This window comes from Paraburkholderia sp. GV068 (assembly GCF_003058125.1).
GTDB lineage: Bacteria > Pseudomonadota > Gammaproteobacteria > Burkholderiales > Burkholderiaceae > Paraburkholderia > Paraburkholderia graminis.
In genome coordinates this window covers 1-27000 of record NZ_QBUB01000026.1, presented here as the reverse complement: position 1 = coordinate 27000, position 27000 = coordinate 1, and the positions used below count along the sequence as shown (strand labels likewise).

21 protein-coding genes are annotated in these 27000 nt (G+C 62.3%); 8 read left to right on the top strand and 13 right to left on the bottom strand.

The features are described from left to right. The 5 genes from C8K18_RS31330 to C8K18_RS31310 all read right to left on the bottom strand — a co-directional run bounded on the left by C8K18_RS31330 (position 1) and on the right by C8K18_RS31310 (position 6710). Positions 1-657: a sarcosine oxidase subunit gamma gene (locus tag C8K18_RS31330; protein ID WP_006052191.1), complete on the bottom strand. Its 657-nt coding sequence runs from the start codon at positions 655-657 to the stop codon at positions 1-3. Beyond that, positions 647-3649 (bottom strand): sarcosine oxidase subunit alpha family protein, encoded by a 3003-nt coding sequence (locus tag C8K18_RS31325; RefSeq protein WP_053860606.1) that lies wholly within the window; start codon positions 3647-3649, stop codon positions 647-649. The genes C8K18_RS31330 and C8K18_RS31325 overlap by 11 nt, the downstream gene beginning before the upstream one ends. Beyond that, positions 3646-3960 (bottom strand): sarcosine oxidase subunit delta, encoded by a 315-nt coding sequence (locus C8K18_RS31320; RefSeq protein WP_006052193.1) that lies wholly within the window; start codon positions 3958-3960, stop codon positions 3646-3648. Before C8K18_RS31320 ends, C8K18_RS31325 begins: the two co-directional genes overlap by 4 nt. Before the next feature lie 44 nt (positions 3961-4004). Continuing rightward, on the bottom strand, positions 4005-5249 hold the full coding sequence (locus tag C8K18_RS31315) for a sarcosine oxidase subunit beta family protein (RefSeq protein WP_006052194.1): 1245 nt from the start codon (positions 5247-5249) through the stop codon (positions 4005-4007). 66 nt (positions 5250-5315) lie between these two features. Then, entirely contained in the window at positions 5316-6710 is a 1395-nt protein-coding gene (locus C8K18_RS31310) for an L-serine ammonia-lyase (RefSeq protein WP_107710905.1), read from the bottom strand. A gap of 316 nt (positions 6711-7026) precedes the next feature. Here C8K18_RS31310 and C8K18_RS31305 point away from each other — a divergent pair, with 316 nt between their 5' ends. After that, a complete protein-coding gene (locus C8K18_RS31305; RefSeq protein ID WP_006052196.1) occupies positions 7027-8109 on the top strand; it encodes a GlxA family transcriptional regulator in 1083 nt (360 codons plus the stop codon). 116 nt (positions 8110-8225) lie between these two features. On the opposite strand, the gene C8K18_RS31300 is transcribed toward C8K18_RS31305, so the two are convergent. The 5 genes from C8K18_RS31300 to C8K18_RS31280 all read right to left on the bottom strand — a co-directional run bounded on the left by C8K18_RS31300 (position 8226) and on the right by C8K18_RS31280 (position 13172). Next, on the bottom strand, positions 8226-9170 hold the full coding sequence (locus tag C8K18_RS31300; RefSeq protein WP_006052197.1) for a choline ABC transporter substrate-binding protein: 945 nt from the start codon (positions 9168-9170) through the stop codon (positions 8226-8228). 45 nt (positions 9171-9215) lie between these two features. Further along, complete coding sequence (locus C8K18_RS31295) at positions 9216-10214, bottom strand: GlxA family transcriptional regulator (protein WP_053860604.1); 999 nt, start codon at positions 10212-10214, stop codon at positions 9216-9218. A 7-nt stretch (positions 10215-10221) separates the two neighbouring features. Further along, positions 10222-11124, bottom strand: coding sequence for a choline ABC transporter permease subunit (gene choW, locus C8K18_RS31290; RefSeq protein ID WP_006052199.1), 903 nt, complete (start codon positions 11122-11124; stop codon positions 10222-10224). After that, entirely contained in the window at positions 11117-12298 is a 1182-nt protein-coding gene (locus C8K18_RS31285) for a glycine betaine/L-proline ABC transporter ATP-binding protein (RefSeq protein WP_107710906.1), read from the bottom strand. Before C8K18_RS31285 ends, choW begins: the two co-directional genes overlap by 8 nt. Positions 12299-12845: 547 nt before the next feature. Continuing rightward, positions 12846-13172, bottom strand: coding sequence for a hypothetical protein (locus C8K18_RS31280; protein WP_107710907.1), 327 nt, complete (start codon positions 13170-13172; stop codon positions 12846-12848). Between the two features lie 335 nt (positions 13173-13507). On the opposite strand from C8K18_RS31280, the gene C8K18_RS31275 reads away from it, so the two are divergent. Continuing rightward, positions 13508-13873, top strand: a complete 366-nt coding sequence (locus C8K18_RS31275) for a BON domain-containing protein (protein ID WP_107710908.1) — start codon at positions 13508-13510, stop codon at positions 13871-13873. 139 nt (positions 13874-14012) lie between these two features. On the opposite strand, the gene C8K18_RS31270 is transcribed toward C8K18_RS31275, so the two are convergent. Beyond that, positions 14013-15029 (bottom strand): SDR family oxidoreductase, encoded by a 1017-nt coding sequence (locus tag C8K18_RS31270; protein ID WP_107710915.1) that lies wholly within the window; start codon positions 15027-15029, stop codon positions 14013-14015. A gap of 390 nt (positions 15030-15419) precedes the next feature. On the opposite strand from C8K18_RS31270, the gene C8K18_RS31265 reads away from it, so the two are divergent. The 3 genes from C8K18_RS31265 to C8K18_RS31255 all read left to right on the top strand — a co-directional run bounded on the left by C8K18_RS31265 (position 15420) and on the right by C8K18_RS31255 (position 19587). Continuing rightward, the gene (locus C8K18_RS31265; RefSeq protein WP_107710909.1) at positions 15420-17213 is read left to right on the top strand and encodes a phospholipase C; all 1794 of its coding nucleotides are present in this window, start codon (positions 15420-15422) and stop codon (positions 17211-17213) included. A 19-nt stretch (positions 17214-17232) separates the two neighbouring features. Beyond that, a complete protein-coding gene (locus tag C8K18_RS31260) occupies positions 17233-18822 on the top strand; it encodes a cytochrome-c peroxidase (RefSeq protein ID WP_375135828.1) in 1590 nt (529 codons plus the stop codon). 75 nt (positions 18823-18897) lie between these two features. Continuing rightward, positions 18898-19587: an HAD family phosphatase gene (locus C8K18_RS31255; RefSeq protein WP_107710910.1), complete on the top strand. Its 690-nt coding sequence runs from the start codon at positions 18898-18900 to the stop codon at positions 19585-19587. 6 nt (positions 19588-19593) lie between these two features. Here C8K18_RS31255 and C8K18_RS31250 read toward each other — a convergent pair whose 3' ends face one another. Together C8K18_RS31250 and C8K18_RS31245 are read right to left on the bottom strand one after the other, a co-directional pair. Beyond that, on the bottom strand, positions 19594-19986 hold the full coding sequence (locus tag C8K18_RS31250; RefSeq protein ID WP_006052207.1) for a carboxymuconolactone decarboxylase family protein: 393 nt from the start codon (positions 19984-19986) through the stop codon (positions 19594-19596). A 158-nt stretch (positions 19987-20144) separates the two neighbouring features. Continuing rightward, the gene (locus C8K18_RS31245) at positions 20145-21698 is read right to left on the bottom strand and encodes a NuoM family protein (RefSeq protein ID WP_107710911.1); all 1554 of its coding nucleotides are present in this window, start codon (positions 21696-21698) and stop codon (positions 20145-20147) included. Positions 21699-22300: 602 nt separating this feature from the next. Here C8K18_RS31245 and C8K18_RS31240 point away from each other — a divergent pair. Genes C8K18_RS31240 through C8K18_RS31230 form a run of 3 tightly spaced genes read left to right on the top strand, consistent with a single transcriptional unit; the run spans position 22301 to position 26821 of the window. Then, positions 22301-23050 (top strand): ABC transporter ATP-binding protein, encoded by a 750-nt coding sequence (locus tag C8K18_RS31240; RefSeq protein ID WP_006052209.1) that lies wholly within the window; start codon positions 22301-22303, stop codon positions 23048-23050. Then, positions 23037-25610 (top strand): FtsX-like permease family protein, encoded by a 2574-nt coding sequence (locus C8K18_RS31235; protein WP_107710912.1) that lies wholly within the window; start codon positions 23037-23039, stop codon positions 25608-25610. Before C8K18_RS31240 ends, C8K18_RS31235 begins: the two co-directional genes overlap by 14 nt. Further along, positions 25610-26821: a lipocalin-like domain-containing protein gene (locus tag C8K18_RS31230; protein ID WP_107710913.1), complete on the top strand. Its 1212-nt coding sequence runs from the start codon at positions 25610-25612 to the stop codon at positions 26819-26821. Before C8K18_RS31235 ends, C8K18_RS31230 begins: the two co-directional genes overlap by 1 nt. Positions 26822-27000: the final 179 nt, after the last annotated feature.

Sequence of the window (27000 nt, the reverse complement as noted above, 5' to 3'; positions counted from 1 at the left end):
TCACGACATCAGCGGCTCGGCTGCGTCGAGCATGATCTTCACGAAGTAATCCGCGAAGCTGCGGCGCACGACGATGTCGAAGCTGTCCGCGCCGGTCGGCACGAGCGTGATCGACGCCTTGAAATAATGGCTTTGCGCGCACTGCCCTTCGCCGAACAGCTTCGGATGAAGATCGAGCGGACAGCCGCGCGACAGCACTTCACGCGTACGCGTGCCGCTGATTTCGAGCACCGTATAGCCGCTGCCGATGTCCACCGCCGACGCGAATACCCCTGCAAACGCAGTGCCGAGCGCCGCTTGCAACGGCGCGGTGCGCGTCGCGTCGTGCGTCATCGCCGAGCGCACGAGCCACTCGTCCGGGCCGAGCCACAGCATGTCGTAGCCGTTGCCGCGCGCGATCGTGTTGGGTGTCTCCGGCGGCTTGCAGCCGAGCACCTGTTCGACTGCCTGCACGAACGCGGCGTCGCGCGTATCGCCGCGCACATTCACGAGCTGAAGAAACGGCCGCTCGCTCAGCCTGAATGCCGCGGTTGCCGAAGCCTGATGCTTCTTCAGGAGCGCATCCACGCCCACGAGCGGCGACTCCTGCCATACGCCGGTCTGCTTGCCGACGGCGCGATCCACCACCGACGCCGCCGTTTTCGTTTCATTCCACATGTTGACGCGCTCCTTCGCTGTCGTAGAACACCGAGCTGGTGATCTTCGCTGCAATCTGTTTGCCGCTCGAAAGCGGGACCGTGACCGTTTCGCCGATCTTGTCGAGGCCGCCCTTCACGACCGCCATCGCGATCGAGCGCTTCAGAATCGGGCTGTAATAGCTCGACGTGACGTGCCCGAGCATCGGCGCGGTCTCGCCCTGGAACGGACCCGCGACGATCTGCGAGCCTTCGGGTATCACGAACGACGGATCGTCCGCGAGCAGTCCGACCAGTTGCTTTCGCCCCGCCTTCGCCGTGTCCGAGCGCGTGAGCGAACGCTTGCCGAGAAAGTCCTTCGACTTCGCGACGAGCCCGCCCATGCCGACGTCATACGGCGTCATCGAACCATCGGTATCCTGACCGACGATGATGTAGCCCTTCTCCGCGCGCAACACGTGCATCGTTTCCGTGCCGTACGGCGTGATGTCGAATTCGGCGCCCGCGGCCATCAACGCTTCCCACACCGCGCGTCCGACGTTCGCCGGCACGTTCACTTCATACGCGAGTTCGCCCGAGAAGCTGATGCGCATCACGCGCGACGCCGCGCCCGCGACCGTGCCTTCGCGATAGCTCATGAACGGAAACGCCGCGTTCGCGAAGTCGATGTCGTGGCAAACCTTTTGCAAGACCTTGCGGCTATTCGGGCCGACCACGGCGAAGGTCGCCCAGTGATCCGTGACCGACGCGAGGCGCACGCGCATGTCGGGCCACTCGGTTTGCAGCCAGCGTTCGAGCCACGTCAGCACGCGTGCGGCGCCGCCGGTCGTGGTCGTCATCATGTAGTGCTGGTCGGCGAGGCGCACGGTCACGCCGTCGTCGAAGATCATGCCGTTTTCGTCGAGCATCAGACCGTAGCGGCACTTGCCGACTTCGAGCTTGCTCCACGGATTCGTATAGACCCAGTTCAGCAGCTTCGCCGAATCGGGGCCCTGAATGTCGATCTTGCCGAGCGTGGACGCATCGAGAATGCCGACGCTCGTTCGCACCGCGAGCGATTCGCGCGCGACGGCCGCATGCAGGTCTTCGCCCTTCTTCGGAAAGTACCAGGGGCGCTTCCAGTTGCCGACGTCCTCGAATTCCGCGCCGTTTTCGACGTGCCATTCGTGCACCGCCGTCTTGCGCACGGGATCGAGAAACTCGCCGAGCTCGCGCCCCGCGAACGTGCCGAACGTGACCGGCGTGTAGTTCGGGCGGAACGTCGTCGTGCCGGTTTCCGGAATCGTCTTGCCGAGCGCCTGCGCGAGAATCGCCATGCCGTTGATGTTGCCGAGCTTGCCCTGATCGGTGCCGAAGCCCATCGCGGTATAACGCTTCACGTGTTCGACCGACTCGAAGCCTTCGCGCGCGGCAAGGAAAATATCCGCGGCCGATACGTCGTTCTGGAAGTCGACGAACTGCTTCGGCCCACGCGTGGCGAGTTCGCGTCCGCCGACGAGCCACAGCGGCTGCATCTTCGCTTCGGTGATCTCGGCGACTTGCACGGTGTTCGGCCGCTTGACGATATAGCCCGCGGCGCGCGCGGCTTCGACGCCGGCATCGACGGCAAAACGAATGCCCTGGCCCAGCGTGAAGTCGCCATTGCAGGCGCCCACGCTCGTCTCCGGCTGCATCGCCTTGCCGGGCACGAAGCAGGCTTTGTCGTCATGCCAATGTGCCTTGCCGCCCGATTGCGCGAACAGATGCAGCACGGGACTCCAGCCGCCCGACATCGCGAGCAGATCGCACGGCAACTCGCCTTGCTTGGCACCCACCTGACCATTCGCGTACGAAGCGACATCGACGGAAGCCACGCGCAGTTTGCCGTGCGCCGCCGTGATCACCGCACCGCTGATCACCTTCACGCCATAGCGGCGTGCGAGCGCAGGCAGCGTGCCTTTCGATTCGCCCGCGCGTGGGTCGATCACCGTGACTTGCGCGCCGGCTGCTTTCAGATCGAGCGCGCATTGATAGCCGTCGTCGTTGTTCGTGAACACGATCGCGTCGCGGCCCGGCAGCACGGCGTAGCGATGCAGATACGTCGACACCGCCGACGCGAGCATCACGCCAGGCAGATCGTTGTTGCCGAACACGATGGGCCGTTCATGCGCGCCGGTCGCGAGAATCACGCGTTTCGCGCGGATTTTCCACATCAGTTCGCGCGTGCCCTTGCGTTGCGACACCGGCAGATGATCGGTCAGACGCTGAGTAACGGTGACGAGATTGTGGTCCTGATAGCCGAACGCGGTGCTGCGCGACAGAATCTTCACGCCGGGCATTTGCCGCAATTCGTCTTCGATCTTGTGAACCCATTGCAAAGCCGGCTTGCCGTCGATCTCCGCGCGGCACGACAGCAGCGAGCCGCCGAGTTCCGGCTGATCGTCGACGAGCGTCACGCGCGCGCCCGACAACGCCGCTGCATGCGCGGCCGCGAGACCCGTCGGCCCGCCGCCGACCACCAGCACGTCGCAATGCGCGAAGCACTTGTCGTAGCGATCGGCGTCGAGTTGCTCCGGCGCCTTGCCGAGACCCGCCGCGTCGCGAATCACTTCTTCGTACTTCGGCCAGAACTTGCGCGGCCACATGAAGGTCTTGTAGTAGAAGCCCGCCGGAATAAAGCGCGCGATCTTCTGATTGACCGCCATGCGATCCTTCTCGATGCTCGGCTTCGCGTTCACGCTATTCGCGACGAGCCCCTGATACAGCTCGACTTCAGTGGCACGCGCATTCGGCACCGTGTACGCGCCCGTTTCGAGTTGCACGACGGCATTCGGTTCTTCCACGCCCGCGGTCACGATGCCGCGCGGCCGGTGATACTTCCAGCTACGCGCGACGAAATGCAGGCCGTTCGCGAGCAGCGCGGACGCGAGCGTGTCGCCCTGATAGCCCTGATACTGGCGTCCGTTGAAGGTGAACGTGAGCGGCAATGCGCGGTTGATGCGCCCGCCATTCGGGAGTCGGTCTTTCTGGCTCATTGCGTCTTGCCCTCTTGTGCGTTGCCGTCGTTGCTGTCCATCTTCAGCAGCGGACGGTCGAACGTTTCGTAGCCCTGAATCTCATAGCTCACCGTGTCGCGCTGCGCCTTGAACCAGCGGCGGCAGCCTTGCGCATGCATCCATTGCTCACGATGCACGCCGCGCGAATTCTTGCGCATGAACAGGTAGTCGCCCCATTCCTTGTCGGTGAGTTTTTCGGTGTCGAGCGGACGCATGATGTCCGCTTCGCCGCCGCAGGAAAATTCGGTTTCGGCGCGTGGCCCGCACCAGGGGCATTCGATCAGCAGCATGGTTGTCTCTCTATCTGGCTCAAGTGCGTGAGTGCCTGAGTGCGTTAGTGGGCGACGGCGGCGGCGCCGTGTTCGTCGATAAGATGGCCGGTATAGAAGCGGTCCAGCGAGAACGGCGCATTCAGTTCATGCGGCTCGTCTTTCGCGATGGTGTGCGCGTACGCCCAGCCCGAACCCGGCGTCGCCTTGAAGCCGCCCGTGCCCCAGCCGCAATTGAAGTAAAGGCCCTTCACGTCGGTCTTGCTGATAATCGGGCAGGCGTCCGGCGACACATCGACAATGCCGCCCCACTGACGATTCATCCGCACGCGCGAGAACACCGGGAACATTTCGACGATGGCTTCAAGCGTCCCTTCGATAATCTGGAAACTGCCGCGCTGACCGAAGCCCGTGTACTGATCGACGCCCGCGCCGATCACCAGATCGCCCTTATCGGACTGGCTGATATACGCGTGCACCGCGTTCGACATCACGACCGTATTCACCACCGGCTTGATCGGTTCCGACACGAGCGCCTGCAACGGATGGCTTTCGAGCGGCAAGCGAACGCCGGCCATGTCCGCGAGCGTCGACGTATTGCCCGCGGCCACGATCGCGACTTTCTTCGCCTTGATGAAACCCTTCGTGGTATCCACGCCCGTCACCTGGCTGCCGTTGCGGCGAATGCCCGTGACCTGGCAGTTCTGCACGATATCGACGCCGGCCTGATCCGCGCCGCGTGCGAATCCCCACGCCACCGCATCGTGACGCGCGACGCCGCCGCGCCGCTGAATCGACGCACCCAGCACCGGATAGCGGCTATTCAGATTGATGGTCGGCTCGATTTCCTTGATCTGCGCGGGCGTGAGGAATTCGGCATCGACGCCGTTCAGCCGGTTCGCATTCACACGGCGCTCGGTATCGCGCACGTCCTGCAGCGTATGCGCGAGATTCATCACGCCGCGCTGGCTGAACATCACGTTGTAGTTCAGATCCTGCGAGAGTCCTTCCCACAGTTTCATGGCCTTTTCGTAAAGCGCGGCCGACTCGTCCCACAGATAATTCGAGCGCACGATGGTCGTATTGCGCGCCGTATTGCCGCCGCCGATCCAGCCTTTTTCGAGCACGGCGACATTGCGCACGCCGTGTTCCTTCGCGAGGTAATAGGCCGTGGCGAGACCATGCCCGCCGCCGCCGACGATCACCACGTCGTACTCGCGTTTGGGCTCGGGACTCTTCCACTGTCGTTCCCAGTTCTCGTGATACGACATCCCGTTGCGCAATAGGCTGAATATCGAATAGCGGCTCATCATTGATCCTTGTGGGTACTGTCGGTGCTTGCTGCCTGGTGCTTCATGAAATATGCAATGCGTGCTTCAACATTCGATGACGTTCACGGCCAAGCCGCCGCGCGACGTCTCCTTGTATTTCGTCTTCATGTCCGCGCCGGTTTCGCGCATCGTCTTGATGACGTTATCGAGCGACACGTAGTGCTGGCCGTCGCCCTTCATCGCCATGCGCGCGGCGTTGAGCGCCTTGATCGCGCCCATTGCATTGCGTTCGATGCACGGAATCTGCACGAGTCCGCCGACTGGATCGCAGGTCATGCCGAGGTTGTGTTCCATGCCGATTTCCGCGGCGTTTTCCACTTGCGTCGGCGTGCCGCCCATCACGGCGGCGAGCGCCGCGGCGGCCATCGAACAGGCCACGCCGACTTCGCCCTGGCAGCCCACTTCGGCACCCGAGATCGACGCGGTTTCCTTGTAGATGATGCCGATAGCGGCAGCGGTCAGCAGGAAGTCGACGATGCCCTCGTCGTTCGACGCATGCATGAACTTCACGTAGTAGTGCAGCACGGCGGGAATCACGCCGGCTGCGCCATTGGTCGGCGCGGTCACGACGCGGCCGCCCGCGGCGTTTTCTTCGTTGACGGCCATTGCGTAGAGATTGACCCAGTCGAGCATGGAAAGCGGATCGCGCAGCGACTCTTCCGAACGCGAGCGTAATTGAGCGCAGAGGTCGGCGGCGCGGCGCTTCACATGCATCGGGCCGGGCAATTCGCCGCGCACCTTGCAGCCGCGTTCGACGCAAGCCGACATCGCGCGCCAGATCGCGAGCAGGCCGTCGCGCACTTCCTGTTCCGGGCGCGCCGCGCATTCGTTTTTCAGCGTGATTTGCGCGATCGAAAGGCCGGTTTCGCGGCACACGCGCATCAGATCATCGCCGGTACGAAACGGATGCGGCACTTCCGCGCCGGCGCGCACGCCGTTCACGCGATCGCCTTCGCGATTCACCACGAAGCCGCCGCCAATCGAGTAATACTCTTTTTCTACGAGCAGTTGCCCGTTTTCGTCGAATGCCTGAAAGCGCATGCCGTTCGGATGCACGATGCTCGAACCCGGTGCGCCCGGCATCAGCTTGCGGAAAAAGCCGATGTGTTCCCGCTCGTCGAATTTCACCGTGTGCTTGCCGAGCAACGCAAGCTGCTTCGTCTCGCGGATGGCCTGCAAACGCGGCTCGATCGTGTCGGGGTCGATCAGTTCCGGCAGGTTGCCTTCGAGTCCGAGCAACACCGCCTTGTCCGTGCCGTGCCCCTTGCCGGTCGCGCCGAGCGAGCCGAACAGCTCGACCTTCACGCGGCGCACGAAGGCTAGCAGATTGGCATCTTCGATATGCGACGCGAAGCGGCAAGCAGCGATCATCGGCCCGACCGTGTGCGAGCTTGAGGGACCGATGCCGATCTTGAAGAGATCGAAGACGCTGACGTTCATGGCGTTCCTTGTGCGTTGCAATGCCGGTTTGGCGGGATATCCGTTGAAACAGGCCCTATTGCACCGCACGTCAAATTGAACCGATAGAATAAAAACGGCATGACAGTGGGATAGTGGCGTCAAGCGCCTTGCGCGCCAAGCGTCGCGGCGTATTTACGAAGGCTTCTGACGTATTTTCGACAGGCGCTGCATTGGCGCTGCATTGGCCCGGCCCGATGGCGATTGCCGTTGCCGCCTCCGCCGCATTACGATGCATGCCGCGCCGCATCGCGGTGCTATGCTTGGCTCAACTCTTCTTTCGCTCCGGCTGCATTGCATGAACTCCGCTGAACCGCTTCCCCTTCAATCTATCGACGGTGCGCCGAAGCAGCGCATCCGCTTCGGCATTATTCTTCTGCCGAACTTCACGCTGACGGCGTTCTCGGGTTTCGTCGACCTGCTGCGTCTGTCCGCGGACGAAGGCGACTTCAGCAAACCCGTGCGCTGTTCGTGGAGCGTGATAGGGGAAACCCTTGCTCCGGTGCGCGCGAGCTGCGGCATCCAGATCACGCCGTGGGAAACGTTCGACGGCGCCGAGCCATTCGATTACGTGGTCGTGGTGGGTGGCCTGCTGCATTCGGGACCGGCTGCGAGCGACGCGACGCTCGCCTTCATTCGACGCGCCGCTGCCGCCGATGCCACGCTCGTCGGCATGTGCACCGGCGTGTTCTCGCTGATGCGCGCGGGTGTGCTCGACGGCTATCGGATTTGCGTGAGCTGGTTTCACTACTGGGACTTCATCGAGCGATTTCCGTCGGTCAATGAAGAGGCGCTGGTGGCCGACCGGCTGTTCGTGATCGATCGGCGGCGTATTACGTGTTCGGGCGGACGCGCGTCCATCGACGTGGCCGCGGCTATTCTGTTGCGCCACTTCGAAACGGCGACGGTGCAGAAGGCGCTGCGCATTCTGCTCGTCGACGACATGCAAAAAGGCAACGCGCCGCAGCCGCATCCGCCGGGACTTGCGCCTGCCGCGCATCCGAAGGTTAAGCGTGCGATTCTGCTGATGGAACAGCACGTGGGCCGTTCGTTATCGCTCGACGAACTGGCGCGCAAGCTGGACTTGTCGCCGCGTCAATTGGAGCGGCTTTTCAAGGCGCAAACCGGCAAGGCGCCGCAGGCTTACGCGAAGCAGGTGCGGTTACGCACGGCTGCGTGGTTGTTGACGAGTTCGGACAAAACGGTGGCTGACATTGCTTCGAGTTGCGGCTTTTCCGATGCATCGCATCTGGGCCGCGAATTTCGCAAGCAATTCGGTTTGCCGCCGATGATGTACCGCGAGCAGCGCGGCACAGCGGCGGAAGCGGAAGATAGCGGTGATTATGATGAGACGTTTCCGGGGCGGGCGCAGGCGATTTGAGGTATTGAATCGAAGCGTCCAATTCGAAATCTCGATTTGAGGCCCTTATTGATGGCCTCAAATCGCGCAGCACCAATTTTCGCGCCGCATACCTAACGCGGCGCGAAACTCCCGCTTCACTTCCCCGCCACAAACGCCTTAACTGCCGGCAACCCATCCTTCCCATCAAACGTCTTCACCCCGGCAAGCCACTGATCCAGCACCGCCGGATTCGCCTTCAGCCACTCGCGCGCGGCTTTATTCGGATCGACCTTGTTCATGATCGGCATCATCACGTGGTTCTCGATGTCGGTCGTGAAATGCAGATTCGACACGAGCTTCGCGACATTCGGACAACGCGTCGCATAGTCGGTCGGCGTCACCGTCATCACTTTTGCTTCGCCGTAATTCGGACCGAACACGTCGTCGCCACCGGACAGATAATCGATCTTCATCTGCACATTCATCGGGTGCGGTTCCCAGCCGAGAAACACGATCGGCTTCTTGTCGCGAATCGAGCGGTTCACTTCGACCAGCATGCCCGCCTCGCTCGACTCCACGAGCTTGAACTTGCCGAGCCCGTACTGATTGCTGTCGATCATCTTCTTGATGAGCGCATTGCCGTCGTTACCCGGTTCGATGCCGTAGATCTTGCCGCCGAGCTTGTCGTAATTCTTCGCGATGTCGGCGAACGACTTGATGCCCGCCTGATACGCGTAATCCGGCACCGCCAGCGTGTACTTCGCGCCGGTAAGGTTGGGTGTGGGCAGCACATTCACCTGGCCGGCTTTCTTGAACGGATCGATCATCGGGTCCATCGTCGGCGACCAGTAACCGAGGAACACGTCGATCTGTTTGCTCTTCACGCCGGCAAACGTGATCGGCACCGAAGCGATCGTTTTGGTCGGCTTGTAGCCGAGTCCCTCGAGCACCGTCGATGCAAGCCCGGTCGTCGCCGCAATGTCGGACCAGCCGACGTCGGCAAAGCGCACGTCGCGGCACGCGGCAGGTTCGGCGGCAATAGCGGAAGTGACGGACGACACAGACAGCGCGCACAACGACGCAGCCCACAAACGTTTCATGGCGGTTCCTCAGGGTCTCAGGGTGATGAATGCTTGACTGCTTCTTTATGCCGACAGCCGCCGCTCCACGCTCGGCGCATGACCGAATTGCGCGCGATACGCCTTGCTGAAATGGCACGGCGAATGGAACCCGCAGACCGCCGTCACGCGCGCGATCGACGCGTCGGTGTTACGCAGCAGTTCACGCGCGCGGCGCAGGCGCAGCGTCAGGTAATAGTGCGTCGGCGATACGCTCAGGAACATCTTGAACATGCGCTGCAAGTGACGCTGCGACAAACGCACGAGCCGCGCGAGTTCGTCGAGCGACAGAGGCTCCTCGATGTTCGCCTCCATCAGTCGCACGACTTCGATCAACTCGGCGCGCGTGAAGCCGACGCGCGCATCGACGGGAATGTGCTGGTAGTCGGTCGAGCCGCGAATCCTTTCCACGATGAACTGCTCGGACACCTGCGCCGCCACCGAGTGGCCAAGCCGCATGCCGACCAGGTTCAGCATCAGATCGAGCGGCGCCGTGCCGCCCGTGCACGTCATGCGGTCGCGGTCGATCACGAAGAGTTCGTCGGCGAAACGCACATGTGGGAAGCTCTTGTGCAGCGGCGACATGTCTTCCCAATGCACGGTGCAGCGATAACCGTCGAGCAGACCCGCCGCGAGCAACGCATACGGTCCCGTGCAGATGCCGCCGAGCGGAATGCCTTGCGCGGCCACGTCGCGCAGCAGCGCGATCACCGTGTCGTCCACGTAATCGCGCACGTGCCATCCGGCGCAGACAATCAGCACGTCGGGCATGCCGGCCTGTTCGAGCGTGGTGGTCGGCTTGACGGTGATGCCGTTGCTGGCTCGCGCCGGCTCGCCGTCCGGCGTGATGACCGACCACCTGTAGTGCTCCGCGCGGCCGACATAGTTAGCCATCCGTAGCACTTCGACCGCGCTCGTGAACGCGATCATCGAAAAATTCGGCAGCGTCAGGAAGCCGACGTGCGCGAGTCGGGAAAGCGGCGACCCGGACGGGGCTTCTATCGGAGTGATCGCGTCGCGCTTCATGGGCGGCTCAGCTATGCTGCGCCGCCGGCGCCCGGCGCACCTTCATCAGATTGCGCACACCCGAGAGGAGCGGCGCGCGTGCCATGCCGGGCGAGCGGCCGAAGCTCTCCGTGATGCGGTCGAGAATGATCGCGAGCATCACGACCGAGAGTCCGCTCTCGAAACCGAGCCCGATGTCGAGCCGTTGAATACTGGCGAGCACGTCGTTGCCGAGACCGCCTGCGCCGACCATCGACGCGATGATCACCATCGACAACGCCATCATGATGGTCTGGTTCACGCCCGTCATGATCGACGGCAGCGCGTTCGGAAACTGCACCTTGTAGAGCAACTGCCACGGCGTGCAACCGAACGCCTGTCCCGCTTCCACAATTTCGCGGTTCACGTGCTTGATGCCGAGCGACGTGAGACGCACTGCAGGCGGCATCGCGAAGATCACGGTGGACAGAATGCCGGGCACGCGGCCAAGACCGAACAGCATCGCGGCCGGAATCAGATAGACGAACGCGGGCATGGTCTGCATCAGATCGAGCACGGGGCGCACCATCATCTCGACGGTGCGGCTCTTCGCGGTCCAGATGCCGAGCGGCACGCCGAGCACGAGGCTAATGAAGGTGGACGACAGCGTGAGGCCGAGCGTGATGACCATCTGATCCCAGAAGCCGGTACCGTAGATCAGCAGCATCGCGAGCAACGTGAAGAGCGCGAAACGCCAGCCCACCCGCCACAAACCGATGCCGACGAAAAACGCCATCAGCGCCCACATGGGCACCGCTTGCAGACCGTGTTCGACGATCGCCGCAAAGCTCTCGATGACCTTGCCGATGGAATCGAAAGTCTTTGCGTCGTGGTCGAGCAGATAGTGAACGCCGTGATCGACCCAGGCGCCAAGTGGAATGATTTCAGACATGGGAACCTCGATGGCGCGTGAGAACGTGCAGCACGTTCGTCTTGTTGACCGAACCACAGTAGGAGCCGTCTGCTTCGACGACCGGCAGGGGCGCGCGGCTCGCGACGACGCGCTGGACCACATCGTCGAGCGGCGTCGTGCGTCGGATGCATTCGACGTAGTTCAGCTTCGCGGACGCGTTGCCCGTTTCGTCGCGGCACACGAAGCCGCGAATCTTGCGCTCGCTGTCGAGCACGAAGGCGTAATCGGCGCTGCCGTTCAGCGTGGCGGCCACGCTCGACACGTCGATCTGCGGCGAGTGCGCATGCATCAGCGGCACGGCGTCGGTCTGCATCAGATCGCCGGCCGTCAGATAGCGGCTCGTGTCGATGCCTTCGAAGAACGCGCGCACATAGTCGTCGGCGGGATTGGTGATGATCTCCTGCGGCGTGCCGATCTGCACGACCTTGCCGCCTTCCATGATCGCGATGCGTGTGCCGATGCGCATCGCTTCCTCGAGATCGTGCGAGACGAACAGAATCGTGCGTTGCTGCTCGCGTTGCAGATCGAGCAGCACGTTCTGCATTTCCTTGCGCTTGAGCGGATCGAGCGCGGAGAACGCTTCGTCCATGATCATCAGCGACGGGTTCACGGCCAGCGCCCGGGCAAGACCCACACGCTGCTGCATGCCGCCCGAGAGTTGCGCGGGCAGCTTCTGCGCGAACGGCGCGAGGCCGACCTGCTCGAGCACCGTCATCGCGCGCGCTTCGCGTTCCTTGCGGCCGATGCCCGCCACCTCGAGCCCGAACGCCGCGTTCGAGAGCACCGTGCGTTGCGGCATCAGCGCGAAGGACTGGAACACCATGCTCATGTCCTTGCGGCGCAGCGCCGTCAGTTCGCCGCGCGGCACGCTGGCCACATCGCGCCCGTCGATCAGCACCTTGCCTGCCGACGGCTCGACGAGCCGGTTGATCAGGCGAATCAGCGTCGACTTGCCGGAGCCGGACAGGCCCATGAGCACGAAGATCTCGCCTTCCTTGACCTCAAACGATACGTTGTGAACGCCGACGATCTGACCGGTGCGCGCGAACACTTCTTCTTTCGTCGCGCCTCCTGCCAGCATGCCGAGCGCCTGTTTCGAGTTGGTGCCGAACACCTTGCACAGCCCTTCGACCACGACCTTGGGGGAATTCATTGAATGCTCTCCTATGTGGGCCGGAGTTGGTGCTTTAGCACCTTACTCTGGTCCCATGCAAAGCTGTGGCGGACGTCCGTCCGCGCTGTGCATACATAGTTGCCAGAAAAAAGTGCGACTAGCCGACTATTTGCGACAACCACATGTGGAAATACGACACCTATGTCGCGTGGTTGCTGTCGCGCCAGCGTGGAAGCCTTTCTGGGCAAGGGTTTGACGCATATCGACGAAGTGCGCCGAAGATGTCGTTCCAAGCCAAATGAAGGCTTTTTTGGAGCAAAAAACGGCGAGGAAATACGAAATGCGGGGGTGTCGCGGCGCAACAGACGTTGGTGGTCAACGCCAACTCGCGTCGGGAATCGTCTGGCGAAACGCAGATGACACGCGAAACACCAGGAGACAACGCGTCCGCTAAGAGCTCTCACCGAGCGGCGAGCCATTGCAGCAGCCGCCTGCGAAGGCTGCCGAGGTCAGCGCCTTATCACGCGTTTTTACGCGTGCAGCACGAGCATCGCGCCGCACGACTGCAATGATTGCGGATGAATACCTACTGACTCGCGCCCGTACCGATGCCCGCTTTTTTCTGCGCCTTCTGCAGATCGTCCGGATAGTTGGGGTCGTTGCGCGACGGCTGATAGCCCGCATCCTCGAGCTTCTTCAACTCGGCATTCTTCTTTGCGCGAGCCTGTTTGCGTGCCGCTTTGCGCTCCGCCTTGGTCGGCTTGGCGGTGCCGCTCGCGCCGGTCGCGCCAGGTTGGGCGGTCTGCGCGTTCGTGTCGGTCGTGGTTTGCGCGGCGGCAAGCGGCATGCCGCCTGCTACCAGCGCGGATACGGCGAGGCCGAGCATCATCTGTTTGATGGCAATGGGCTTCATGGCTAACTCCTCTCAAGTTGGCAATTGCATTCAGTTTGTTCAGAACGCATCGTTCACTGCCGCGGATACCGCGCGATGATGCCATGCACGGCCGCAGTCAGAGCTTAATGCCAAACCGCATCGCGCGTGTTGTTGCCAGCACCTCGGCAGTTCGCGCCACGGCCAGTTTTTTTCTGCATGAGCGCGCGTGCTGAGCTATTGTTTAAGCGCGCCGGGAGCGCCGCCGCGGCACGCTTGAACAAAACAGGACGCTCCCAGTGAGAAGAAAACCGCTCACAGGCGTGTGTTTTTTGCATGCAACGAAGCGACATTAACTTTTCGAGGATGGAGAAAACGTGAAAACAGTCAATCTTTTGAAGGCGCTCGGCATTGCATTGTGCGTCGCCACGGCGTCGAGCGCGTATGCGCAAGCGAGCGATGCGGCAATGGCCGACACGACCGCATCGTCGGCTGCGCGCACAAAAGCGGTGAAAAAGACGGACCGCAAGCTCGGCCTCGACGTGCGCAAGGCGTTGTCCAAGGCACAAGGCTTCGACGTGTCGAACGTATACGTTCGGGCTCGCGGCGGCGCGGTCACGTTGACCGGATCGGTGCCTGACGGTGCGCAGATTCCGCAAGCCGAGGACGTGGCGAAGAATGTCGCCGGTGTGAAATCGGTGTCCAACAAGCTGACCGTGGCCACGCCGAACGGCGGAGGTTAAGCGCCTCTGGCTTCACATGATCAACGGCGTCCTGCCGGATTGCATCGGACGACGAAGGGTTGCGCCTCGCACTGCGTTACGCGCATACGGCGCTACCCTTTGTCCCGGTATGTGAATCACAAGTCCAACGGCGCGCCGCTCACACGCGCCCCGCATGCGACGACCTCGCATAACGCGCGAGCATCCACACCGCGGCCGCACCGGCAGCGAGCATGACGGTTTGCCGCGGATGCATCGACGCCTGCGTGTACAGGCTCGACTCCAGCACCCTGCGCCTCTGTCCCGAACGCTCGCGCAACGCGCCGTCATCGCCATGATTGCCGTCCGGCGTGCGCGGCGGTTCCTGCGTACGTTGCGAAGCAATGCCGATGCGGCTCATCACACGGTCGTACAGGTTCGGCGCGCGACGCGCGAACGTCACCATCGCCGCCGATGCGCCGCCCACATACAGATCGCGAACCGGCGTGCACGCCGCATGCAGGATCGCCTTGGCGACGATGTCCGGTGCATAGACGGGCGGCGGCAACTTCGGCTGCACGTCGAGATGATTGCGCGCGTGCTCGACGAACTGCGTATGAATTCCCGATGGTTTGATCAGCGTGACGGAAACCGGCGCGCGCTCTTCGATCAACTCCATGCGCAGCGTGTCGGTGTATCCCTTCACTGCATGTTTGGACGCAACGTAAGCGGCTTGCAGCGGCAATGCAATATCGGATAGCTCGCTGCCCAGGTTGATGAGCGCACCGCCGCGCTGCTTCAGGTGCGCAAGCGCAATCATCGATCCCTGCACGACGCCCCAGAAGTTGGTCTCGAACAACTCCTTCTGCTCGTCGATGGGAACATCGGCGCAGCGTCCGAAAATCGAGCCGCCCGCGTTGTTCACCCAGGTGTCGAATCCGCCGAAGCGCGCGATGGCCTTGTCCGCGGCGGCCTGCAATTGCGCCTGGTTGCTCACGTCGGCGACCGCGTATTCAACAAGCGCCCCCTGATCGCCGAGTTGGGTGGCGAGCGTGCGGAGCGCTTCCTCGTCGCGCGCGATCAGCATCAGGCGCGCTCCCCTGCTGGCGGCAAGACGCGCGGTCGCAAGACCGATGCCGCTCGTCGCGCCCGTAATGACGATGACCTGCTGGGAGACGGGTTTGAGCTTCACTGTCATGGCAAAGTCCTCGAAAGAAGTAACGAATGGCGGCAGCGAACCGTGGAGACGGCGCACTGCGTGGGCCGGGTTCGCGTGTTGCAGCATCTGGCGTGCCGACTCGTGTTTTTCGGGCAAATCCCGCGCCCGCCAATTGCCGCGCGGCTCGCGGCACAGCATGACAGCAGACCGTCAGCAAGCGTTATGCAAATGAATGGCGATCGAGAGCCAGCGTAATATGCGCGCCCTTAAATCTTAATCATCGAATGCTTCAATGCGCGCAGCCTGTCGGGGCTGCCGCGCGCACGTCGACAGGCGCAGCACCATTTCCAATAAACAAGATCTTCAGCGGACTCCACACGTGCATCAATGGAAGCGCTGAACGGCGAAGTCGAATCTGGAGCCTGTCACATGTTGCGCAGAACCCTGTTACCCATCCCGTTTGCCGCGTTGCTGACGCTCGCCGCGTGCAGCGATCACAGCGTCAATTCGACCGCGTCGTCGACGCCGGCTTCGTCGCCGGCGCCCACGGTGACCGCGCAGGACGCCGTGGCGACCGCGACGCCGATCAAGCACGTCGTCGTGATCTTCGGCGAGAACGTGTCGTTCGATCACTACTTCGCCACTTATCCGCAAGCGGCGAATCCCGTCGGCGAGCCGCAGTTCACGGCAGCCGCGGGCACACCGGCGGTCAACAACCTCGCGAACAACAACCTGATCGCGACGAATCCGAATGCGCTTTCAACGTCGCCGAATACGGCGGGCCGCACGGTCGGTGCCGTGACGATTGCCGGTCTCGGCCTTCCCGCCGCGGATCTGCTGCCGTTTCGCCTCGACCGCTCGCAGGCGAACACGTCGAGCCAGAACCACGCGTACGCCGCGGAACAGCTCGCGTACAACAACGGCGCGATGGACTCGTTCCCGCTCTTCACGGCGGCCGGTTCGACGATCGCCGGCAGCACGGGCGCGTTTGCGACGAAGGGCCAGGTGCTCGGCTACTTCGACGGCAACACGGTCACGGCGCTATGGAACTACGCGCAGCACTTCGCGATGAACCAGAATGCGTACACCGACACGTATGGTCCGTCGACACCGGGCGCGCTCGCAGTCGTGTCCGGGCAGAACAACGGCGTGATCATTGCGGGCGGCACGTCGGGCAACGCGATTCCGGATTCGGCCGGCGGCTTCACGATGGTCGGCGACCTGGACCCCACGGGCGACGTCTGCACGCTCGCGGCGAACAGCACCGTGACGGGCACGATGTCGTCGAACAACAAGAATATCGGCGACCTGCTCAACGCGAAGAACATCACGTGGGGCGGCTTCATGGGCGGCTTCAATCTGCAGACGGTCAACGCAAACGGCACAACCGGCTGCGCGCGCTCGACGTTCTCGCAGGTGCTCAACGCGACGAAGACCGACTACGTGCAGCACCATGCGTGGTTCCAGTACTACGCGAGCACGGCGAACCTCGCGCATACGCGTCCTTCGTCGACGGCTGTGATCGGTGCGACCGATCCGCTGGATAACACGGCAACGCCGGTTCATCACCAGTACGACACCGATGATTTCTTTGCCGCGGTGAAGGCGGGCAACTATCCGTCGGTCAGCTTCCTGAAGGCGCCGGCTGTCGAGGACGGCCATCCGGGCAACTCGGACCCGATCGACGAACAGGCATTCGTCACGAAGGTCGTCAACTTCCTGCAACAGCAGCCTGACTGGAAGAACACGGCAGTGATCATCGCCTATGACGATTCGGACGGCTGGTACGACCATCGCTACAAGGCGCCGACGAGTTCGTCGTTCGACTCGACGACCGCGCAATCGGCGGGCGGCAAGACGGTGGCGGGCAGCGACAACCTGAGCGCGGCGGGCCAATGCACGGCAGCCGGCGCGGTGCAGCCGCAAGGCGTGAACGGCGGCGCGGTGAACGGCCGTTGCGGTCCGGGCACGCGCACGCCGTTTGTCGTGGTGTCGCCGTGGGCGAAGGCCAATTTCGTCGACGACACGGCGATCACGCAGGCATCGGTCGTGAAGTTCATCGAGGACAACTGGCTGGGTGGGCAACGCATCGGCGGCGGTTCGTTCGATGCGACCGCGGGCAGCATCATGAACATGTTCGACTTCGCGGGCTCGGGCAACAATCCGCCGTTGTATCTCGATCAGAACCTCGGCACGAAGCTCGCGACCGCGCCGGCAATCTGAGCGTAAGCGTGAGCCTGGGTTGCGCGCGAACCTTGCCGTCTTTCGACGGCCGCGCGCAACTCATCGCACAAGCGTAATCAGGCGTCGAGCCAGCCCCCGCATGCTGGCTCGATTCGCTTTTTTCATCGTATACGAAGCACTATTCGTCATCATCGCCATGAACCGATCTTCAGACGCCGCCCTGCCGCCGACCCTTCCCGCCGGCGGTGAACCGGGTCCCATTGTCACGCGCCGCTCGCTGCCGAAACTCGCTGCATGGGGCGCTGCGTGCAGCGTGATTGCGGCCGTTGCGCTTGGCGCGTATGCACTGGTTTATCCCGAGCGCATGCCGGCTTCTGTCGGCGCAATCGTTGAAGAGATCACCGGCGCGAATCCGCACCCCGTGCATCTAATGCGACCCGCTCGCGCGCCGTTGAGCGCCGTCGCACTGCTCGGCAAGCAGATTTTCTTCGACCCGTCGCTGTCGGCTTCGGGCACGCAATCCTGCGCGTCGTGCCACTCGCCAAAGAATTCCTATTCGCCGGACAACGCATTTCCGGTTCAGCTCGGTGGCGCGCATATGAATGAAGCGGGTTATCGTCCGCCGCCGTCGCTCACTTATCTGTATCGGCAGGCGCCGTTCAGCATTGGCCCCGATCAGGGCGACACCGACGCGCCCGTCGATCTCACGCAACTCGCTTCGCAAGCCGCCGGCGTGCAGCGCGCACAGAAGACCGCCCTCGCCGCGCCCGCCGCTCCGGCGATGGTGCCGCAAGGCGGACTCTTCTGGGACGGCCGCGCCGATACTTTGCAGGACCAGGCAATTGGCCCGCTGACCAATCCAGTGGAAATGGCCAACAAGACGCCGGAAGACGTCGCGCACAAGTTGCTACAGACAAAGTACATCGACCAGTTCAAACAGATCTTCGGGCCGGCGATTGCCGCGAACCCGAGCCTGCTGATCTCCGAGGCGATGTTCGCGGTGGGCCGCTATCAGATCGAAGATCCGTCGTTTCACGCATTCACGAGCAAGTACGATTATTGGCTCGAAGGCAAAGCGCGGCTCACGCATGCCGAACTGCACGGCCTGCAATTGTTCAACGATAAGGACAAGGCCAACTGCGCGGGCTGCCATTTGAGTCAGCCGACCAGGGACGGCCTGCCGCCCGTGTTCACCGACACGCAATATGAAGCGCTTGGCGTGCCGCGCAATCCCGCCATTCCCGCGAACAGGGACCCGAAGTTCTTCGATATGGGGGTATGTGGGCCGTTTCGTGATGATCTCGCGAAACAGACGCAATACTGCGGCATGTTCCTCACGCCGACGCTGCGCAATGTCGCGAACCGCAGGGTGTTTTTCCACAATGGCGTCTATCACGACCTGAAGCAGGTGATGGACTTCTACAATCTGCGTAATACGTCGCCGGAAAAAATCTATCCTCGCGATGCATCGGGCCACGTACAGAAGTACAACGATTTGCCCGCGCAATATCACGTGAACGTGGATGTTTCCGACGCGCCTTTCGACCGCAAACCGGGCGACCAGCCCGCGATGAGCGAGGAGGACATTCAGGACATCATCGCGTTTATGAAGACGCTGAGCGATGGGTATCGCGAGGGCGGCTCGTGAGTGAGGCTGCGCAGCGCCTCGCGAGCCGTTGAGGTATCCTTGCCGGTTCCGCGACCTCTTGCCCTACTCCAACCGATGGCCGATTTCCCCTTCGACGCCGTACTTTTCGATTGCGACGGCGTGCTCGTCGATTCAGAACCGATTACGAACCGCGTGCTCACCGAAATGCTCGGCGAATTAGGCTGGCAATTGAGCATCGAAGAGACAATGCGGATTTTCGTCGGCAAGGCAGTGAAGGACGAAGCGCCGTTGATCGAAGCGCAGACCGGCGTGGCGATCACCACCGACTGGCTGATGCAATTCCGCGCGCGCCGCAACGCAGCGCTCGATAAAGAACTGGCCGCCATTCCGGGCGCTGTCACAGCGGTTCGCGCTATTCATGCAGCGTTGAATGGACGCATTGCGGTTGCGTCCGGCGCGGACCGCGTGAAAGTCGAATTGCAATTGACGAAGGCGGGCATTCTAGAGTGCTTCGAGGGCCGCATCTTTAGCGGTCACGAAACGCCCCGCAGCAAGCCGTTTCCCGATGTTTATCTGGCAGCGGCGGCGGCGCTGAACGTGGACCCGGCGCGCTGCGCGATCGTCGAAGATACGGTGACCGGCGCGACTGCCGGCGTGGCAGCAGGTGCGACGGTGTTCGGCTACTGCCCGAATGAATTCGGGCACAGCAGCGCAGCCGCGTTGCGCGCGGCGGGCATCGTGCAGGTGTTTCGGGACATGAGCGACTTGCCCGGCTTGCTTGCCGCGTGGCGCGGCAAGGCGTGAATCGGGCTACTCGAACGCTGCGTCGATCGGCACGCGGTATCCCACCGCGAGGCGGTTGGTTTCGTTAGCCATGCCAACTACTGCAAGCAGTTCGCCGAACATCTCGTCGGTCATACCCGCACGGCGAGCGGCGGCCGTGTGACTCGCAACGCAATAACCGCAGTTGTTCGTCACGCTCACGGCCACGTAGAGCAGCTCTTTCATTAACGGATCGAGCGCGCCGGGCTTCATCACGTCTTTCAGAGTGTCCCATGTGCGCGCGAGAGTCGGCGGATGCTGCGCGATGTACTTCCAGAAGTTGTTGACGTCGTCGACCTGACGCGTCTCCTTGATATCGTCGTACACGGCTTTGACTTCGGGTGACGCTGCGGAATACTCCACGGCTTTCTGCTGACTCATGGGCTCTCCTGTGTTTGACTACATGAAAAGTGCGATTCGTGCTCCGTTCGGCAGATGCGACATATGCGGCCTATGCCGCATATTGCGTCTGCGTCCGCGTCTATTGTGCGCGCATTTTGCCGAACAGGAATCGACTATTCCGGCCTTACACTACCCTATCACCCTGGCGTGCGCGTCACCGCAACAACCGCTGCGGGCGCCGCTGCTTGCAGGTGTTCGCCGCCATCGCGATGTGTCGGCTCCGGACGCGTGGAGCGCTCCGATTGCGCCAGCAACGTACCGACAGACGGATCGATTGCATCGGTGAAAGGCTTCGGATCCAGTCCGATTGCAAGCACCAGCAGCGCCATTGCGCCGAGCAATACAAACTCGCGCTTACCGAGATCTTTCAATCCCGCGACTCGCGCATTTGCGATCGCGCCGAAAATCACGCGCTTGTACATCCACAACGTGTAAGCCGCGCTCAGAATCAGCGTGGACGCCGCCATTGCGCCGATCCAGAAGTTAAAGCGAATCGCGCCCATCAGCACCATGAATTCGCCGACAAAACCGGAAGTACCCGGCAGACCGATATTCGCCATCGAGAACAACATCACAAAAGCGGCGAAACGCGGCATCGTATTCGCAACGCCGCCGTACTCGTCAATGGCGGCAGTTTTCGTGCGATCGTAAAGCATGCCCGTGCACAACAACATCGCGCCGGACACCACGCCATACGACAGCATCTGCACAATCGCGCCGGCCTGACCGATGCGGTTGAACACGAAAAGACCCAGCGTAACGAGTCCCATATGGGCCACCGTCGAATACGCGAGCAGTCGGCGCATGTCGGTCTGCACGAGCGCGAGAAGGCTTGCGTAGATCACGGCGACGAGCGAGAGCGTGATCATCATCGGCGCGAAAAAATGGCTGGCCTGCGGCGCGATCGGCAATGCGAAGCGCAGCAGACCATAGCCGCCGAGTTTCAGCATGCCGATCATCACCGCGGCGCCGGTGGGGCCGTCGAGGTGCACGTCGGGCAACCACGTATGCAACGGCCACATCGGCACTTTCACGCCGAATGCCGCGAGAAAGCCAAGGAAGATCAGTACTTGCGGCATCGTGCCAAGCCGCGTTTCGCGCCACAGCGCGAGATCGAAACTGTGCGTCTGGCTGTACAGATACAGCATCGACATCAGCATCATCAGCGAGCCGAGGAACGACACGAAAAAGAACTTCACTGCGGCATATGAACGATTGGAATGTCCCCATGTGCCGATCAACAGATAGAGCGGGATCAACGTGGCTTCGAACGAGACAAAGAACATCATGCCGTCGAGCGACGTGAATACGCCCTGCATAAAGCCGGACAACATCAGAAAGGCGCCGAAGTACTGCGCGGTTCGCTCGGTGATCGACTCCCATGAAGCGACCACGATGATGATCGTCGTCAGCGCAGTCAAGGCGACGAGCCACAGCGAAATACCGTCGACGCCCACGTGCCACGCGATGTCGAATGTCGGCGACCATCGGAAGTTCTCGACAAATTGCATCGACGTGACGTCATTGCGGAAGGTCGCGACCAGCGGAATCACCGGCACGAAACCCGCAACGGCGCCGATCAACGCGAGCCAGCGCGTGCGGCCGCGTGCGGCGTCGGAGCCCGCGCGCAGAAGCACCAGGCCGGCGACGATAGGGATCCAGATAAGTAGACTAAGAAGAGGCAATGGCATGTGCTCTATCGAAACTTGGAGTACAAAACGCCGCCGCAATGCTTTCTATTTGGAAAGTATTGAAGCGAAAATGTAGGCTTCTATTGATCGGACTCGCGTGAATCGGCAGTGCCGGAGTTCACGTTTACCCGCAGTCGAATGACAAGGGTGGAAGGTTACCAAGATAAGAATAATTTTGCATCGCAACAATGCGCGAATGCCGTAGGCAATGGATTGTTGCGCCGGTGGCCTCTTGCGCAACGGATCAAAATGTGCGTTTGCACAATCCCCCACGAAACCTGGTGGCGACGTCGCGCAGTTGCTGAAGGAAGCGGACTTTTGCCGGCTCTTTGGGAGAACTTTTTTGGGTCCGCTCAAGGCTCCGCATGCAAGGCACTCGCGGTACTCGTCGTACGGCATTCCCCGATTGCTCTTTTCGGCCTGTAGCGCAGAGCTTTTTTATAAAGCGCGAAAAATTTTTGTTCTGTCGCGCGCCCGAAAGAAGGCGCGAGCGTCAGCCAACTTTCGCGCAAGGCGCCGCGCGACACTAATAAGCCGATGCGCCGACGCACCTTACAGAAGCCGAATATACTCAGCGATCAACAGTACTTTGCGGACCATGCATGCAGTTTCGTGACGAAGATGCGATACCCGCGCTCGAGTGCCGCGGGCTGAGCAAGAAGTACGGCAGCGGCCGAGTCGTACTCGCCAATCTGGATTTCACGCTCGCGCCCGGCGAATTCGTGGCGATCATGGGCGACTCGGGCGTCGGCAAATCGACGCTGCTCAATCTGATCGCCGGCCTCGATCAGGCGGACAGCGGCGAGGTGATGATCGGCGGTGCTGCCGTTTCGCGTCTGGATGACAATGCCGCGACGCGTTTGCGTCGTCAGAAACTCGGCTTTGTCTTTCAGGCCTTTCACGTGCTGCCACATCTGACGCTAGCGCAGAACGTCGCATTGCCGCTGCTGTTAAATGAACTGCCCGTTTCCGCCGCGCTCGACATGCTCGCGGCAGTCGGGCTCGAAGGCCGTGGCGACGATTTTCCGCGGCAACTGTCGGGCGGCGAACTGCAACGCGTTGCCATCGCGCGCGCCCTCGTGCATCGCCCTACCTTGATTCTCGCCGACGAACCGACAGGCAACCTCGATCCGGACACCGCGCATGGCGTGCTCGCGTTATTTCGCGCGCAAAGCAAGGCGACCGGCGCGGCCACGATGATGGTCACACACTCGCAGGCCGCGGCCGCGATCGCCGATCGCATCCTGATTCTCAGCGACGGCGCCTTGCATCCCGCATCGCAAGCACAGGCGCTTTCACCCGCGGAATACGGCTCGCAACCTGCAGCGCGTTCAGTCGATGACGCCCGCTGATTCCTACCGCCCCGCGCGCACGCGCGGGCATCGCACTCTCGCGCGCTGGCTGCTCGGCGCCGAATGGCGCAGTCATCGCGGACGGGCACTCGTTGCAATTGCAACGATCGCGCTCGGCGTGGCGCTCGGCTATGCAGTGCAACTCATCAACAGTGCAGCCTTCAACGAGTTCTCCGCTGCGGCGCGCAGTCTTTCGGGCCAGGCAGATTTGCAAGTACGCGGCGCACAACCTCTATTCGACGAGTCCATTTATCCGCGCGTGGCCACAAGAGCGGGCGTCGCACTCGCGAGCCCCGTACTGGCGCTCGACGTCAGCGTGCATGAATATAACGCCGCGTTGCCGGTGCTCGGCATCGACGTATTCAGGGCGAGCCGCATTGCGCCGGATCTGATCGGCGTTCCGTCAGCCGCGCAGCCGCTCGACACGCTCGCCTCCGACGCCGTGTTTCTCTCCACCGCCGCGCAGCAATGGCTGCATGTGAAGACGGGCGATCAGGTCGTGCTGCAAAACGGCACCGCGCTCGTGCATTTGCGCGTGGCCGGCGGCATCGCCAGAACACGGCCAGGGCAACGGCTCGCCATCATGGATATCGCGGCCGTTCAGTGGAAATTCGGCAAGGTCGGCAAACTGTCGCGCATCGACGTGCAGCTCAAACGTGGCGTTGATCGCGAGCGCTTCAAGCGCGATCTGCAGAAAGAGCTAGGTAGTCAATGGATCATTGCGGAAACGCGCGACGTCGAAAGCCGCACTGACAGACTCTCGCGTGCCTATCGAATCAACATGAACGTGCTCGCGCTCGTCGCGCTTTTTACCGGTGCGTTTCTCGTCTTTTCGACGCAGGCGTTGAGTGTCGTGCGTCGTCGTGCGCAGTTTGCGATGTTGCGCGTACTCGGACTGACACGCGGCCAGCTATTGCGTCAGATTCTCTTCGAGGGCGCGCTGCTCGGCTTGCTCGGTTCGCTATGCGGCCTTGCGCTGGGTTATGCGCTTGCTGCGGGCGCGTTGCGCTTTTTTGGCAGCGATCTCGGTGGCGGCTATTTTCCCGGCGTGCAACCGCAGGTCGGCTTCGAACCGCTTGCAAGCGCACTCTTTTTGACGCTCGGCATCGCGGTGGCTGTTCTCGGCAGTCTCGCGCCGGCACTCGAGGCGGCACGCGCACGGCCCGCGTCGGCACTGAAGGCAGGCGCCGAAGAAGGCGCGCTCGCGCGGCTCGCCACGCCGTGGCCTGCATTGCTATGCCTGCTGATCGCGGCGCTGCTGACGCAAGCGCCGCCCTGGTTCGACGCGCCCATTGGCGGTTATGTGGCCGTCGCGTTGTTACTTATCGGCGGCATTGCATTGATGCCGCGCGTGACCGCCCTTGTGTTCGGTGCAACGAGTCGCGGTTTGGCTGCGCGGCCGCGCAGCGGCGTCGCGAGTACGCTTGCGCTCGCACGCCTTGCAAATGCGCCGGGTCATGCGTCGATTGCAATGGGCGGCGTGTTGTCGAGCTTCGCGCTGATCGTGGCGATGGCGATCATGGTCGCGAGCTTTCGCGTGTCCGTCGAAGACTGGCTCGTGCATCTGCTATCGGCCGATCTCTATGTACGGGTCGCACAGAACGGCGACACCGGCGGCCTCAGCGCCGATGAGCAGCGCCGGCTTGCAAGCGTCCCAGGCGTTGCGAGAGCGGCCTTTACGCGCGCGTCGCATATCACACTCGCCCCCGCGCGCCCCGACATCGCGATACTTGCCCGCGAAATCGATGTGGCCGATCCCGGCGCGAATCTGCAAATGACGGGACCTGTACTCGGTATTCGTGATCTGCACGGCGACGAAACACCTGTTTGGGTATCCGAAGCAATGATCGATCTATACGGCTATAAGCTCGGACAGCGTGTTCACTTGCCGATTGGCGAGCGCGGACACGCGTTCGTCGTGGCCGGCGTGTGGCGCGACTATGTGCGGCAAAGCGGTGCGATACAGATACGGCTCGCCGATTATCGGCGCCTCACCACCGACATGAGTGCGACCGATGTCGCGGTAAGCGTCGAACGAGGCGCGAGCGTCGAAAGCGTAATAGCCGGATTGCGCGCACTACCTTTCGGCGCGATGTTGCAGATCGCGCAGCCCGGCGACATTCGTGCGCGCACGCTCGTGATTTTCGACCGGAGCTTTGCGGTCACCTATCTTCTCGAGGCGGTCGCGATTGTTATCGGCTTGTTCGGTGTGGCCGCAACGTTCTCCGCACAGACGCTCGCGCGCGCTCGTGAGTTCGGCATGCTGCGGCATGTCGGTGTAACGCGCTCGCAGATCCTCGCAGTACTCGCACTCGAGGGCGGTCTGCTCACGGCATGCGGCATTGCAATGGGCTTCGTTCTCGGGTTTGCGATCAGCCTGATTCTTGTATTCGTCGTCAATCCGCAATCGTTTCATTGGAGCATGTCGCTGCATGTTCCGTGGATTATTCTCGGCACCGTTGCACTGGTGATGCTGGCGTCGTCGTGCTCGACGGCCGTGCTCGCGGGACGCGGCGCGGTTTCCGTCGATGCGCTGCGCGCCGTCAAGGAGGACTGGTGATGCGAACGCGGCTGCGCTTCTCGTCGACGTGCGGACTCGTGCGGCGCGCGGCGGTTCTTCGCCTTGCGGTTGAGATCAGGCTTCGCATTGCGCGGTTTTGGCGTGTACGTCCGCGAGTTTCTGTCTTGTTCCTTTCTACCGTACTCACTGTTTCGCCGGCATTCGGCGAAACGCCGGAGTTTGCCGTCGTCACAAAAGAACGTCCCATCGTGCTGCCGATGGACACTGGCGCTCACGCCGATTTTCGCACCGAGTGGTGGTACGCGACGGGCTGGCTCAACACGCCGGACAACAAGCCGCTTGGTTTCCAGATCACTTTCTTCCGGTCCGCAACGGGCCACGATGCCGCGGACCCGAGTACTTTTGCGCCTTCTCAATTGATCATTGCGCACGCGGCGCTGAGTGATCCGGCACTGGGTCATCTCGTGCACGATCAACGGATTGCGCGCCAGGGGTTCGGGCTTGCGTATGCGAAGCCCGCCAACACCGACGTGAAGCTCGATGCATGGAAAATCGTCCGTGCCGCGGATGGCCGCTACGATGTCGCCGTCGATGCGGGCGAATTCACGTTGCATCTCACGCTAACACCGACACAGGCACCGTTGATTCAAGGCGAGCGCGGCTACTCCCGCAAGGGCCCGCGACCGGAACAGGCGAGCTACTACTACAGCGAGCCGCAACTGCGTGTGTCGGGCAGCGTCACAAGGCCTGTCACTGGAGGCGGTTCATCGCAATCCGTCACTGCGGTAACAGGCGTTGCATGGCTCGATCACGAATGGTCGAGCACCCTGCTCGATGCGAATGCAGTGGGATGGGACTGGTTGGGCGCTAATCTGTTCGACGGATCGGCTTTAATGGCCTTCAAGGTGCGCGGCCGCGACGGACACGCTATTTGGGCGCACGCTGCAATGCGCGATCGTGATGGACATGTCACGACTTTCGCCCCGAACGAGGTCGAGTTCACGCCGCGCCGCACGTGGCGTTCACCGCGCACCGACACGCCGTATCCGGTCGCGATGACGGTGAGGACCGGCGCGCTGACCTGGCAGCTCGATCCGCTGATGGACGATCAGGAACTGGACTCGCGGCAGTCCACCGGCGCGGTGTACTGGGAAGGCGCGGCGCGGGTGAGCCGCGATGGCGCGGAGCTCGGGCGGGCGTATCTGGAACTGACTGGCTATGCGGGCGCTCTGCGCATGGGCGGGCCGTGACGGCGCGCCGCATTTTGCCGCCCTTTGTTCCGCCCTTTGTTCCGCCCTTTGTTCCGCCCTTTGTTCCGCCCTTTGTTCCGCCGTGTAAACGCAGAAACCCCACCTTTGCGGGGTGGGGTTTCTGACACTGCTGGGGAGCCTGACGATTACCTACTTTCACACGGGTAATCCGCACTATC

Coding starts and splice junctions, on each gene's coding strand:
- C8K18_RS31285 (WP_107710906.1), bottom strand. CDS start 12,298: ATGAATTCCCCCAAGGTCGTGGTCGAAGGGCTGTGCAAGGTGTTCGGC.
- C8K18_RS31265 (WP_107710909.1), top strand. CDS start 15,420: ATGTTGCGCAGAACCCTGTTACCCATCCCGTTTGCCGCGTTGCTGACG.
- C8K18_RS31300 (WP_006052197.1), bottom strand. CDS start 9,170: ATGAAACGTTTGTGGGCTGCGTCGTTGTGCGCGCTGTCTGTGTCGTCC.
- C8K18_RS31250 (WP_006052207.1), bottom strand. CDS start 19,986: ATGAGTCAGCAGAAAGCCGTGGAGTATTCCGCAGCGTCACCCGAAGTC.
- C8K18_RS31280 (WP_107710907.1), bottom strand. CDS start 13,172: ATGAAGCCCATTGCCATCAAACAGATGATGCTCGGCCTCGCCGTATCC.
- C8K18_RS31230 (WP_107710913.1), top strand. CDS start 25,610: ATGCGAACGCGGCTGCGCTTCTCGTCGACGTGCGGACTCGTGCGGCGC.
- C8K18_RS31245 (WP_107710911.1), bottom strand. CDS start 21,698: ATGCCATTGCCTCTTCTTAGTCTACTTATCTGGATCCCTATCGTCGCC.
- C8K18_RS31295 (WP_053860604.1), bottom strand. CDS start 10,214: ATGAAGCGCGACGCGATCACTCCGATAGAAGCCCCGTCCGGGTCGCCG.
- C8K18_RS31305 (WP_006052196.1), top strand. CDS start 7,027: ATGAACTCCGCTGAACCGCTTCCCCTTCAATCTATCGACGGTGCGCCG.
- C8K18_RS31325 (WP_053860606.1), bottom strand. CDS start 3,649: ATGAGCCAGAAAGACCGACTCCCGAATGGCGGGCGCATCAACCGCGCA.
- C8K18_RS31315 (WP_006052194.1), bottom strand. CDS start 5,249: ATGAGCCGCTATTCGATATTCAGCCTATTGCGCAACGGGATGTCGTAT.
- choW (WP_006052199.1), bottom strand. CDS start 11,124: ATGTCTGAAATCATTCCACTTGGCGCCTGGGTCGATCACGGCGTTCAC.
- C8K18_RS31240 (WP_006052209.1), top strand. CDS start 22,301: ATGCAGTTTCGTGACGAAGATGCGATACCCGCGCTCGAGTGCCGCGGG.
- C8K18_RS31255 (WP_107710910.1), top strand. CDS start 18,898: ATGGCCGATTTCCCCTTCGACGCCGTACTTTTCGATTGCGACGGCGTG.
- C8K18_RS31310 (WP_107710905.1), bottom strand. CDS start 6,710: ATGAACGTCAGCGTCTTCGATCTCTTCAAGATCGGCATCGGTCCCTCA.
- C8K18_RS31320 (WP_006052193.1), bottom strand. CDS start 3,960: ATGCTGCTGATCGAATGCCCCTGGTGCGGGCCACGCGCCGAAACCGAA.
- C8K18_RS31330 (WP_006052191.1), bottom strand. CDS start 657: ATGTGGAATGAAACGAAAACGGCGGCGTCGGTGGTGGATCGCGCCGTC.
- C8K18_RS31270 (WP_107710915.1), bottom strand. CDS start 15,029: ATGACAGTGAAGCTCAAACCCGTCTCCCAGCAGGTCATCGTCATTACG.
- C8K18_RS31235 (WP_107710912.1), top strand. CDS start 23,037: ATGACGCCCGCTGATTCCTACCGCCCCGCGCGCACGCGCGGGCATCGC.